Origin of the sequence: Flavobacterium sp. W22_SRS_FP1 (assembly GCF_052113685.1) — a bacterium.
GTDB lineage: Bacteria > Bacteroidota > Bacteroidia > Flavobacteriales > Flavobacteriaceae > Flavobacterium.
In genome coordinates this window covers 1-12,143 of record NZ_JBGQOE010000046.1, presented here as the reverse complement: position 1 = coordinate 12,143, position 12,143 = coordinate 1, and the positions used below count along the sequence as shown (strand labels likewise).

At 34.3% G+C, this 12,143-nt stretch carries 10 protein-coding genes; 2 read left to right on the top strand and 8 right to left on the bottom strand.

Features of this window, described 5'->3' with window-relative positions; genetic code table 11:
• Positions 1–40: 40 nt before the first annotated feature.
• From ACEN2H_RS15200 to ACEN2H_RS15180, 5 genes are all read right to left on the bottom strand, one after another.
• Positions 41–3,400 carry a DUF7149 domain-containing protein gene (locus ACEN2H_RS15200; RefSeq protein WP_441733825.1) on the bottom strand — a complete coding sequence of 1,120 codons (3,360 nt, stop codon included), beginning with the start codon at positions 3,398–3,400 and terminating at the stop codon, positions 41–43.
• Positions 3,401–3,595: 195 nt separating this feature from the next.
• Complete coding sequence (locus ACEN2H_RS15195; RefSeq protein ID WP_441733823.1) at positions 3,596–4,255, bottom strand: ATPase; 660 nt, start codon at positions 4,253–4,255, stop codon at positions 3,596–3,598.
• Between the two features lie 255 nt (positions 4,256–4,510).
• Positions 4,511–5,392, bottom strand: coding sequence for a transcriptional regulator (locus ACEN2H_RS15190; protein WP_441733822.1), 882 nt, complete (start codon positions 5,390–5,392; stop codon positions 4,511–4,513).
• A 58-nt stretch (positions 5,393–5,450) separates the two neighbouring features.
• Positions 5,451–5,753, bottom strand: coding sequence for a helix-turn-helix domain-containing protein (locus tag ACEN2H_RS15185; protein ID WP_441733820.1), 303 nt, complete (start codon positions 5,751–5,753; stop codon positions 5,451–5,453).
• A 272-nt stretch (positions 5,754–6,025) separates the two neighbouring features.
• A complete protein-coding gene (locus ACEN2H_RS15180; protein ID WP_441733818.1) occupies positions 6,026–6,877 on the bottom strand; it encodes an RteC domain-containing protein in 852 nt (283 codons plus the stop codon).
• A gap of 221 nt (positions 6,878–7,098) precedes the next feature.
• Here ACEN2H_RS15180 and ACEN2H_RS15175 point away from each other — a divergent pair, with 221 nt between their 5' ends.
• Positions 7,099–7,557, top strand: a complete 459-nt coding sequence (locus tag ACEN2H_RS15175) for a helix-turn-helix transcriptional regulator (protein WP_441733816.1) — start codon at positions 7,099–7,101, stop codon at positions 7,555–7,557.
• A 1-nt stretch (position 7,558) separates the two neighbouring features.
• Entirely contained in the window at positions 7,559–8,215 is a 657-nt protein-coding gene (locus ACEN2H_RS15170; RefSeq protein WP_441733814.1) for a nucleotidyl transferase AbiEii/AbiGii toxin family protein, read from the top strand.
• A gap of 47 nt (positions 8,216–8,262) precedes the next feature.
• Here the strand turns inward: ACEN2H_RS15170 and ACEN2H_RS15165 are convergent, their stop codons facing one another.
• From ACEN2H_RS15165 to ACEN2H_RS15155, 3 genes are all read right to left on the bottom strand, one after another.
• A complete protein-coding gene (locus tag ACEN2H_RS15165; protein ID WP_441733813.1) occupies positions 8,263–9,516 on the bottom strand; it encodes a site-specific integrase in 1,254 nt (417 codons plus the stop codon).
• 624 nt (positions 9,517–10,140) lie between these two features.
• A complete protein-coding gene (locus ACEN2H_RS15160; protein ID WP_441733811.1) occupies positions 10,141–11,388 on the bottom strand; it encodes a type II toxin-antitoxin system HipA family toxin in 1,248 nt (415 codons plus the stop codon).
• 58 nt (positions 11,389–11,446) lie between these two features.
• Complete coding sequence (locus tag ACEN2H_RS15155; protein WP_441733809.1) at positions 11,447–11,737, bottom strand: helix-turn-helix domain-containing protein; 291 nt, start codon at positions 11,735–11,737, stop codon at positions 11,447–11,449.
• Positions 11,738–12,143: the final 406 nt, after the last annotated feature.

The following is a 12,143-nucleotide window of genomic DNA, read 5'->3' as shown; positions in this document are numbered from 1 at the left end:
AATTTTCGTTTTTCCATCGTACAAAATTATAGTTTTTGATTTATAATTGTGTCCGATTATTTAAGGGGTCAATACACCATAAAACTAAATGCATTAAATTGTCATTTGAATAATATTTCGAATTATCATAACAGGCAATTATACTATTGTTTTTGCCACTTATTCTTCTAACAATTATTTTTTCGCTTTCAAATAATAATGGATATTTCGACCTATGAAAATGTTCTTGTTTTGATTCGTAGTCGATATAGTCATCTTGAAAATTAATAGTATAAGAAGAAAGATTTGATCCTATTACATATTTTTTAAACCCTGATTTAAATTCTTTATGTATTACATCATCTTTAGTGAATTTCAAATTACTTTCTTTTTTTGAATGGGCTACAACTCCAGTATTTATACAAACTAATTCTCCAAGCAAAGTTGATTCAGAAATAATCTTTTCATATATTTTCACATCAAGTTCATTTACATTCGATTTAAATGCATAATTCTTTAATTCATGGTAAAATTTTTGATTTACAAAACTTCCATTTTCATCCAAAGTGTTTTTAATCAATATTTTGTTTTCAAAAGGAAGCTCTTTGCTTGTTATATAGATTCCAGTTTGTCGTGCAACGTCTTCAAAAACAATTAATTGTTCAAAGTCTATAATTTGAATAATTTTTATATTGTCTAAAAAGAATTTTCTTATTTCAGTTGAATGCTTTTCTTTGTAAAATGATGTGGGTAAGATATATGAATTTAGACCAAAATCTTTTAATAAATTGTAACCAAGAATAACGAAACAACCGAATAAATCCCAATGACCATTTAGATATGGTTTATATTTATCTTCAAGAAATAATACTAGATCCCTATTACTTTCAGATAAATCCCAATTTGATATATACGGAGGATTCCCGATCACCACATCAAAGCCCACAAAATCGCCATTATCATTCAAGACATCTGGAAACTCAAAGCGCCATTCAAAAGCATTCTCATAAATTTTGTTGGATTTTATTTCTTCGATTTCAGTGTCTAGCGTTTTTATGTCCGCAGCTAGAATGTTTACTTTTTTGTTCCATGCGGTTTGTTCTTTTTTACTTTTTTCAAAAAGTCCTACTTGTTGGGTGTAATTAAAAAGTTCGCCTTTTAGTTTTTCTAGTTTTAATTTCTTGGGGTCGTTAATTCCTATTTCGCTCCTAAAATTACCTTTGATATCGGTAATCAAACGTTCCATTTCTCGCTTTTGCTCTTTACTTTCTGTATTACGGTAGGTGTCAACCGCTAATTTGTAGCTTTCAATATTCCATTTGCTTTGCTTCAAGGCTTTTTTTAAATCAGCATCTAATGCAAAACGAGAAATTAAGGAGTTCCCACATTTGATATTGATATCAATGTTAGGCAAAGTTTCAAGTTCATTGCCATTGGGTAGATAATAGGCATTTTTTAATAATTCAATCCACAAGCGCAGGCGACAAATCTTTACCGAGTTGGGATTGATGTCTACGCCAAACAAGCAATTCTCAATTATGGTTTGCTTTTCGTGAAAAAGGGTTTCCTGAATGCGCTGGCTTTCTTTGTTCTTTGGGTTGTAGGTAAAAGGAATGCCATCTTCGTCGGTCACTATTAATTCGTCATTTACGACTTCAAAATGGTATTCCTTGAGTCGGTTGCCATTGTGATCCTGTAAAACCCGTAAATCATTTTTAATAGCAATGATCTCATTCAGGGCCGAAACCAAGAAATGTCCTGAACCAACAGCTGGATCGCAAATTTTTAGTTGGTTAATAATGGTATTGGCTTCTTTTCGATCTTCGATTTTATCGTACAATTCTTCAAAGGCAGTACAATCCCAGCTTTTAGTCTCGTTGAACTTTTGAACTACAGCTCTTCGGATGGTTTCCTTGCACATGTACATGGTAATGAAACTAGGGGTAAAGAAGGAACCGTCTTTGTAGCCGTTGATTTTTTCGAATATTAGCCCAAGGACGGAGGCATTAATCAGGGTTTTATTGTCTTCCTGTATGTCTTCACTTCCTTCACTGGCAAAATCATAGGCGTCGAGAAAGGAGAAGAAATAGTTTAGAGAATCTTTGGTCCCTGTTTCTTTTTTACCAACAGCATCTTTGATTACGGTAGAGTTCAATAGTCTCAAAGGAATATGGTCTTCGAGTTGCGAAACAAATAAAGTTTCGTGTTCTAGATCAGTAGGTTCAAAAAGAGAACTGTTCAGGTAGGGCACTTTGGCAAAAAGAGTTTTTACTCTGTCTGTGCGTTCGTCAGGTTTTCGTGCTAAAACCTGAAAAAACAGACTGTTTAAACTATCATAATCAGCAATTAAATGAGAATTTAAGAAAGAATAAGTTTTATCGCCCTTGTGATAGGTAATCAATTGGGCTTCGAGTAATTTTAAAAACAGTATCCTATTTACCCAAGTAATCGTCAATTCTAGCGCCACCGTAAACAGTCTTTCGTCATTGGTGTCTCCGTATTGCTTTGCATTTTTTAAACGCGAGATTTTATCCAGGCTGTCTAGTTGTACAATAGCATTTTCTAATAAGGAAGCGGAATTTCTATCGCCTTGTTTGTGGCGTTGGATTAGTTTTTTTCCGCCCTCTTTAACTTCGGTCAGACCAATGATGTGTAAGAGTTCGCTATAAAAGTTTTTATCTAATGAATTACTATCATTAGCAAAAGACAATTTAAGTAAGTGTTCCGGAGAAAGGAGTTTGAAAAGGGCAACTAATTTTTTATCGTCCTCTTTGTCCTCATTTCGTAAAGGCTTATCATATTTTCGAATATCAAAATAGGCATATTCTACCGTGTTTTCGAGCGCTTCGATAAAGGGTTTGGCAATTTCCTTATAGAAATAATCAGTTGTTTTTCCTGAGGCTCTTCCTTCTTCAAAATCAATGAAGTTCTTGGTAAACGATTTGTTTTCGGCAAATAATTTATTGAATAGTTGTGCATCAAAGACAAACCATTCGTATATGTTAGTAACAACTACATGTTTTAAATCAGTGTTTTTATGGGTAATGCGTTCTCTCATGTAATACAAGACCAACTCTTGTAGTGCCTTTCCGTTAAGGTTTGAAACGGTAATCATTTCCGTTTTGTTAACCGGGCTTTTAGCTTCTATGATAACGCCTACTGTAGTTTTGGCATCTTTCCCATTATGAATTACTAAATCATTACGTCCTTTGGTATTTACAGAGTAATTAGGGTCGTAATAGGTTTTTTTTAGAAAATCAATAACAAGATTCTTATGAAACTCCTCACTTTCCTTTTCGTTTATGGAATCTAATATCTGTATTAAATTTGCTTTAAAACCCTCGATATGGGTCCGATTTGGTTTTATTTTTAGAAATGCTTTGTTTAAGGACTTACGGGGTTCGAGAAGCAATGTAGCCATTTATATGTTAATTTATTGAGGGTATTCAAACCTAGCGATAAAAAACTAGATATACTATCTGTAGGATAATTATTATTGGTAATTTTTTTAGTTAGTAGTTAGTAGTTAGTTGTGTCCTTCGTTTGCGCTCCCGATGAAGGAGAGAAGCGAGAGGTGAGTGGTGAATAGTGAGAAGTGAGTGGTGAGAAATTAAAGTTATCTCTTGTCATTTGAGTTCCTATTGAAACTAATAAGATTAAACATTTGTCGCATTCTGGAACGTAGTCGGTTGCCGTAAAGCATTTCGATTTCGGAAGCGGATAGGTTAGAGGTGAGGTGGGTGATGGAATTATTTTCAACAAATTGCTCATAGCGACTGATCAATACCTCAGCCATTACATTGCAATCATTGCCAAAATGCTTTATTTGTTGTTCGGCACCCAAATCATCAAAGCAATAGCCGGAAAGGCGGGATTGGAAATTTTGTTTAAGGGTGTATTTGTTGATGGCATCAAAACCATTTTTGGCAAATTCGAAAGATAGTTCCCGGCAGGTTTTTATTTTATAATCGGACAAAGGACTTGCAAAAGGTCTGATGAGGTGCATTATTGAGGTTTTTCCGCAACCAATTGGGCCAGACAATAAAATGCCTTTGGAGAGGTCGATTTGTTCTTTTAAAGCTGTGTTTTGGTCTTTGATCATGTAGATTATTAATTTGTGGATTGTTGGGATATCGAGGATGTTTATTTTAAAGGATTGCCCGTAATGGGTTTTACCTTGAAATTCGATAAAGGCTAGGCATTTGTTGAAATCATAGATTTTTTGGTTGTTTTCGATAATATATGTTTCTTGGATTTTATGGATATGAATTGACATTTTTTTTGAATTAGAAGATTATAGAATTAATCTTTCTTTTTTTCTTGATAAAAAAAGAAACAAAAAAATCAAGTCTTGGAATCCTCATCGGTCAAAATAACTCTTGAATTCTAAATGAAAAGAACTCGCTGCGCTCAAACAGCTTTTCATTTTGCGAATTCTTCGTGTTTTTGACACTCGATTCCGGATCCCTAGGACGGGGAGGGGACAATAGAACTTCTTTTTTAATGACTTTAAATTTCAAAGGAGGAAAATTTACAATGGTTCGGCATAATTTTTATTATTTGAGATTTGTAAATGGTTGGGCTGGGGTAGGTTTGATTTTGGCTGGAATTTATTGGCATTCAGCATCCAATTCCGGGCAGCCGCTTTCCAGTCTTTCATTTTGGATTTTCCTCCTACGAGCCAGCCATTGCTTTGGAAATGGTTGTAAAATTTTTGCGCTTCGATTTCTGAATTGTTTTTCTCCTGGAAAAAGGGGAGTACCACTTCCCAAACGGGAGGGATTTTGTCGCTGGGTTCTGCAGCTTTTTTTTCGCTCAACTTTTTTTCGCCCCTCGACTGCGCTCGGGATGACGGTTCAGGATTAATTTTTTTAATATTTTGTTCATTATCTAATAAAAAATCGTCTTTATTCTCTTTATTTTTTTGTGCTTGCCCGTTTACCATGTTTAAACTGTTTGTATAGTTTATATAAGGTAGAAGTTCAGTGCTTGTACAGTGCTTGTTTAAGACTTGTTCAATATCCTGTTCATCAACTTGTGCAATAGCTTGTTCATTGACTTGTTTGTTTTTTTGCAGTGTTTTGAGTTTTTTTATTTCCTTTTTGGGAATGGGTTTGGTGTAGAAATCCAAGTTGATTACTTCGAGCGTGGATCCTTTGAACGGATTATAGGAAGGCTTGTATTTTACAAAATTCCTTTCATCCAATTCCCAGATACATTTATGATAGGTTGCATAGGAAGCGATTTTGCTGATACGCATTAATTCGTCTCTGGAAATACCAATCGGATTTTGGAAACGGTTTAGATTCCATAATTGGAATATGGCCATATAGAGGCTGATGTGTGTTGGGTTGAGATCGAAGTCGGTTGATACTTTTTCGAAAAAGCCGGTGAGGTGTTTTATGTAGTTCATAATTAGTGAATAGTGAATAGTGAGAAGTGAGAAGTGAAAAAAAGTTAAGAGCGAGCTGTTATTTGTTGAGCATTTTTAAGATGTCGTCGTATTTATAGTAAATGGTGCCGCCGATTCGGTTGTAGTTTATGGTTCCTTTGATGCGAAGATTTTGTAAAGTGCCTGGAGAAATTTTGAGGAGTTTGCGGACTTCGGAAGACTTGAGCCACTGGGGAGGTTGTTCCACCGTTGGTTTGCCCGATTGGATTTCGTGCAGTAGCGCGTTGCCAAAGTTGAGGAGATCTCTTTTGGTTACCATTTGGTGGTTTAACAACTCAAAGTTGTCGATTTCCGGGAAGAGTTTTTTTGGATGTAAGTTCATAATAAAAGTGTTTGATTTGTTAGATTTTAGCAGTCAACATTTAAGTGTTAACTACTAATACAAATTACTTTCATCTGGTTGTTTTTACTTCCCAAGGGCAACCCAAGTAGGGTGTGATTATTCATCAAAAAAAAACAGAACCCTTATGATTGTTGGATTCTGTTTTTAAATTTTAACATTTGAGCGCTGATTTTTCCCATTTGGATTTTGGGTCATCCAACGTAAAATAGAGGCTTGGCAGCTGGAACCCAAGTTGAACCCAATGAGGTATTTTATTGATTCTTCTTTTTTGAATCCTCATTATCCATTTTCTCAATCAGTTTATCTGACATCGTGTTTATGAATCGTGTTTTTGAAACTTTTCTAGATTTTATATCCGAGTAGTTTCCGTATAGATTGGAATCAATTTCTACATTTAACATTGTGCCTAAAAAAATGGCCAATTCTTTTAAATCAAAATTCCCATTATTGATACAACCAGTAGCTTGAAATGCATATACGAGTTCTGTCATATCTACTTTTGTACCTGTCCAATTGAATTTGTGATTTATCGGTGTGCTATTAAATTTCCTTTTGCCGCTGAGTTCGTCTAATTTGCTTTCCAAATGATTTGTCAACATGTCGTTTGCAATAATTGTAGCCACGTTGAAATCATGTGAAGTACTTAGTTTAGAGTCAAAATTTATAAGACAGCAATCGTATTTAATTATGTCTTTGTAGCATTGACGTACAAAAAGGTCTGCATCCCTGAAAGATGTCCTCGAACGATAGTATTCATAAAACTCTTTATTGGCTTTCACATATTGATCAATTGTAGTTAGCAGCTGCTCGTAATGCTTTTTTTTATTCTTTTTGCTTGGCGGTAAAGAGGCTTCTAATTTTAAAAGTTCCTTGTAAAAGAGGAGTTTTGAAACCATTCTTGGCTTCAACTCTTTGAAAAAATAAATTTCTTCTTGGACCGATAGAAAGACATGTTTTTTTAGCCATTTGTATATCTCTTTTAATTTATTTTCGATGAGGTGTAAAATATCTAGATAAATGGTCAAAACATCATCCGAAGCGTTTTTTATTACTTCATATTCTCTTTCAAATTCGTTAAAATAGCTGATATAATTGACCTCCATAAAATACAAAATGGTTTAAATTGAGAATATCAAAATAAACCCTTTTGTATTGATAATTTGTCAGTTTTTTGCTAAAAAGTTATGAACAGCAGCTGAGCTTAATGAATACCTAACTTTTTCTCATTTAGTGCCTTGGAAGCGAATTTTGTTTTAAAAAAGCTAAATATTAATTTCTTGTTACTAAACATTGATTTGTAAACAAATTTGTTTATTTTTGTATTATGAAATCAGAATTAAATCAATTAAAGGGGATTCATCCCGGCTTAGTATTGGAACGCGAATTGAATAAACGCCATTTGCGTAAGGGTATTTTTGCTCTTTCTTTACAAGAATATCCTCAAACCCTAACTGCTATCACCAAAGGTAAAAGAGGAATGAATACGGCGTTGTCTCTAAAAATTGAAAGAGCTCTCGGAATAGAAGAAGGTTATTTTATGATTTTACAAGTGTATTACGAAATAGAAGAAGAAAAAAGGAAGCAAAATATAATTTGGACTAATTTACCACAATTGCGACCTGTATTGTTTTGGGATACTAAAATGGCATCCCTTGACTGGGAAAAACAGAAAAAGGCGATTATTGAAAGAGTTTTTGAGCGTGGTAATGATATAGAGAAAAAAGAAATCATTCGATTTTATGGAGCTAAAATTGTTGATAATTTACTAAATAAACGCCTGTAAAATGCTCCATTATAATACTGTAACGTCTTTGTTGCGTAAAATTTTAGCCGATTTAATGATAGCGGATGTCTTTGCCGATTTCAGACTTGTGGGAGGAACTGCATTAAGTTTGTACAGAGGACACAGAATGTCTGTTGATATAGATCTTTTTACTGATGCTGATTACGGTTCTGTAAACTTTGAGGCTATAGATACTTTTTTACGTACTAACTATCCTTATGTTGATACCAATAATTATAAAGTTATAGGAATGGGAAAGTGCTATTTTATTGGTGATAATCAATTAAATTGCATAAAATTAGACTTGTTTTATACGGATTCATTTATTGACGAAGCACTACTCATTGATGGTTTGCGGTTGGCTAGCATTGAAGAAATAATAGCGATGAAGCTTGATGTAATATTAAGAACTGGGAGGAAGAAGGATTTTTGGGATATTCACGAATTAAAAGATGATTATTCAATTTCTGATATGTTTACCCTACACGAAAAGCGCTATCCTTATACTCACGACAGACCGACGTTAATAGGCAAGTTTAGTGATTTTGAAAGTGCTGACGGTGATTTTGAACCTGATTGCCTAAGAGGAAAATATTGGGAATTTATAAAACTAGATATTATAGATTTTATAAATGGGATAAATGGGATAAATAAATAGAAAAGTGGGGAGCATGATGCTCCCCACTTCTATTCTGGATTTTATAGCTATCCTATTTGGTTTTTATTTTGTCCTGAGATTAGTCCACTGCTTTTGAATTTTGATTTTAAAATCATCATATCCTCGCTGATTTTCTTGTCCAAGATTTTAGCATAATGCTGCGTGGTTTTAAGGCTGGTGTGTCCCAACATTTTGCTTACAGTTTCCAGTGGAACACCATTGCTAAGTGTTACCGTTGTGGCAAATGTATGTCTGGCAATGTGAAAGGTCAACTCTTTTTTGATTTCACAAACATCTGCGATTTCTTTAAGATAAGCATTCATTTTTTGGTTGGTCAAAATAGGGAGGAGGCGTTTCTCATTTTTGCAAACCGGATGATCGACATATTTGTCGATGATTTCTTGTGCCATTGGCAACAATGGAATTTTGGAAGCGGTATCGGTTTTTTGCCGGTTTTTGAATATCCACTTATCACCATCTATACCCAAGGCAATATTGTCCAGCGTTAATTGTTTCACGTCGATGTAAGCCAAGCCCGTAAAGCAGCTGAAAACGAATATGTCGCGAACGAGTTCCAATCGCTCGGAAACAAATTTTTTGTTGATCATTTGCTCTATTTCGGCTTCAGAAAGAAACTCCCGAACGACTTCTTTGACTTTTGCTTTATAATTGACAAAAGGATCCTTGTTTAGCCATCCATTGGCCAAACATTGGTTAATTATCTTGTGGAAGTTCTTGATGTATTTGACAGCGGTGTTATTGGCACATTTTCTTTCGCTGCGTAAGTAGAATTCATATTCCATGATAAATGCATGATCAATTTTTTCGATATTGATATCCGTCAGATTGTATTTCCAGAAGAGGAAATTTTTGGTATGCTTTAACGAAGTTTCATAACGTTCCAATGTTCCAGGTGCGTATTCTTGCCCCACTAATTCTTTGACTTTGCGATTGTGTTCCTGGAAGATGGGGATCAACATTCGTTCGCGTTCTTTTTTACCCTGAAACTCATTTTTGAAATTCTCAAAGGTAATTTCGATCTGGTTCATGAAAAGTTTTTTCTCGGTTTCGTAAACGATGGCTCTCATCATGTCAAGCCGACCATTAAACATACGAGCTTCTTCGGTGTTGCCTTTCATTTTAGATGCTTCAGAGGACCATTTTTGTTCTTCGACAAACAATCCGGTGCTCACGTCAAAGCGTTGGCCATTGATAGTGATACGTTGGTAAATTGGCATTTGTGCTTGTGCGTTGACTTTAGATTTTCTTAAATAATAAAGTACTGTGATTTTTGTTTTCATGGTGGCAACCTTTAAATTGATAATTAAATTAGATTAAATGTCAATAAAAGTCAAGATGTTCATTCTGTGAACGGCTTGTTTTACTATGGTTGAGCCAAAATTCGGTGCACTTTTTTTTCTCAGAAGTCCAAGTGCACCGATTGTGCACCGATTTTTCGAGAAATAATGAATAATTTAGTTATTCGGTGAAAAGAAAAAACCCCTTAAACAGTGATGTTTAAAGGGTTTTAGTTCATTTTGAGAATTCTCTCGCGGAGAAAGAGGTTCTTTCGAATTCCACGTCAAGCCAATGTTTTCAATGCTTCGCAAAGCTATATTTTACAGGGTACCAACAAGGGTACCAACCGATTAGAAACTTTCATATTGCTAATAGAACAAAGATAATCATAATTTGAATTAGTTTATAAATTTCTTTTAAAATTTAAATAATCTAAATCCAAAATTTGGAATGATTATTTAAAATAATCACCGCAAAATTGCAGTAATAAAATGCTAGAATCACCGCATTTGTCTATTTTATGAGGTTTTCTATAAAATAATAACAGGACAAATGAACTATTTTTTCTTCTTACTCCACTTTTAACAAGAAATGATTTAAGCAGTATTTGTAGAGGGTACTACTTCTTATTTAAATGCTTTAGTCATTAGATCTTGTTCTCCTCTAGAAATTCCAATTTCTTTGGCTACTATTTTCCAATTTTTTGTTACTTTCAAAACTTCTTGAATAATCTTTTCCATTTGCTCTTCATTTAGTCTGAAATAAAGTCCCACACTTTTTGCCAATTCAAAATCAAGGGCATTGTTATCTATATCAATGTTTAGTGCTAATCCGTCTTTTTCTATTGATGGATTAAGGTCATAGGCAGGAGATAATATCCAACCAGCCGCGGTTAAAATAAATCCATGATTTCTTAGATGGTCATCGGTGTTGGATATTGCTATATTGAAGATTATTCTAAGCCAAAGTTGATGTAAGTTAGCTTCAATATTATTGCCATGATTACTAATAAACTCAGCAATGTCTAAATAACTAGCTGGATTATTTCGAATACTGTCTTCATTGTTTGCGGTCATGGTCATTGCAGATGCAAAGTGTATTCTTTCCCCGTTTTCACGGTCGAATCGTTTGGTGAAAAAGGTGTGGTAGTTACCTGTTATTTTTTCTATACGACAGGGAGCCATTTCAATACCCGCTTTTATAGCTAGTTGATAGGCAAGAAACTCCCATGCTCCTTTGTCTGTGGTATCAGTTTTAGAAGGAAATTTTGCAATCCAAAGGCTTTTATCATTGTCTAGAATATTAGCTTTTGGTCTAGCTCCCCCGAGTGAAGAACCTGGTGCCATTAATACAGATAACCATTTTCTAACAGCATCATTATTATCCTCATTTTCAAAATTAGCTGCTGCATTTTGTAGTTCGCGAATGGAAGACCAAGGTGGAGTAGAAGCCGTTTTGTTGTTGTCTAGAAATTCACCGTCTGGATCTGTTTTGAAACGCAAGGCTCCCATGCGACTTCCATCGTATACACCTAAAAGGAAATCAATATCATAAAGTGTCGGTGCTTTTACTCCTCTTTCTTGTGCTTCTTGTGCCGCTCTTCGCTTCATTAATGTTCTTCCCCAGGTGTCGGGCATGCTATCCAAAAATATTCCGAAGTTTTCTTTTAGATTAGGGTATTGTGGTCCACTATAGAGCTGAATGTCGGGGTCTAATAGAAACTTTTGCCCTGATTTTAGCCAATCATTATTATATTCAAAGCTGAAAGCTTTTTTACCTTTTGCTTGTTGTGCCGAGAGGATACCAATGATTTTTGGTTCAAGCATTCCTTGCCAATGTGCATAAACGTATATGTCGGTTTTGTTTTGAGCCATTTTAGAATATTAGATTTTTAGATTGCTAGAAGAGTTTGCTTCGTTCCTCGCAATGACATTATTTTAATAGTTCGAGGTCTTGGAGTTTTCTTCCAAGTTCATCGTCTGCGGCCAGTTTTAGGAAATCGTCCTGAAGGCCTAATACTCTAAGTACATTGAAATAGCCACCCATTGCTACACTTGAGTTTCCTAACTCAATTAAGTGTAGCGTTGATCTTGCGATGTCTGCTCTTTCGGCCACTTGTACCATAGTCAATTTTCGCCTTTTACGAGCCATCTTTATGTTTTCTCCCATTTGTCCCAATACTTTGTCATACTTAGGAAAAACGGTTTGTTTTTTAGTTGTCATTTCAATAAATGTTCGTTATTATGTACAAAAATAGCAATTATGTTTGAAATAACATACGTTTTTTATTTTTTTTTTATTTGTAATGGGTGTTAAAATTGGTTTGTATTATTGTTTTTTCAGTTAATAAAAATGAGAAAATCTACTCATAGGAAGTATATTTTGTCCAGAAAAAGTATCATCTTAATATTCTTTATGCGATTTGATGTTATTTACCAACTGCAATATTTCTCATTACAGTTTAATTATGAATTGATTTCTCATTCATAAATTTGTTTGGTTTAATAACTAATAATAAGTAATCTATTTCAAATACTTTTTTTTGTAATTCTAATGGTCTAACCCCCTAATAATCGGACTTTAACATTTTAAGTTTTACAAACATACAAAATAAGTAAATATCTTTGCT

What these genes read in the sequence shown, in the direction of transcription:
- ACEN2H_RS15200 (WP_441733825.1), bottom strand. Translation starts at nt 3,400, where the DNA reads ATGGCTACATTGCTTCTCGAACCCCGTAAGTCCTTAAACAAAGCATTT.
- ACEN2H_RS15195 (WP_441733823.1), bottom strand. Translation starts at nt 4,255, where the DNA reads ATGTCAATTCATATCCATAAAATCCAAGAAACATATATTATCGAAAAC.
- ACEN2H_RS15190 (WP_441733822.1), bottom strand. Translation starts at nt 5,392, where the DNA reads ATGAACTACATAAAACACCTCACCGGCTTTTTCGAAAAAGTATCAACC.
- ACEN2H_RS15185 (WP_441733820.1), bottom strand. Translation starts at nt 5,753, where the DNA reads ATGAACTTACATCCAAAAAAACTCTTCCCGGAAATCGACAACTTTGAG.
- ACEN2H_RS15180 (WP_441733818.1), bottom strand. Translation starts at nt 6,877, where the DNA reads ATGGAGGTCAATTATATCAGCTATTTTAACGAATTTGAAAGAGAATAT.
- ACEN2H_RS15175 (WP_441733816.1), top strand. Translation starts at nt 7,099, where the DNA reads ATGAAATCAGAATTAAATCAATTAAAGGGGATTCATCCCGGCTTAGTA.
- ACEN2H_RS15170 (WP_441733814.1), top strand. Translation starts at nt 7,559, where the DNA reads ATGCTCCATTATAATACTGTAACGTCTTTGTTGCGTAAAATTTTAGCC.
- ACEN2H_RS15165 (WP_441733813.1), bottom strand. Translation starts at nt 9,516, where the DNA reads ATGAAAACAAAAATCACAGTACTTTATTATTTAAGAAAATCTAAAGTC.
- ACEN2H_RS15160 (WP_441733811.1), bottom strand. Translation starts at nt 11,388, where the DNA reads ATGGCTCAAAACAAAACCGACATATACGTTTATGCACATTGGCAAGGA.
- ACEN2H_RS15155 (WP_441733809.1), bottom strand. Translation starts at nt 11,737, where the DNA reads ATGACAACTAAAAAACAAACCGTTTTTCCTAAGTATGACAAAGTATTG.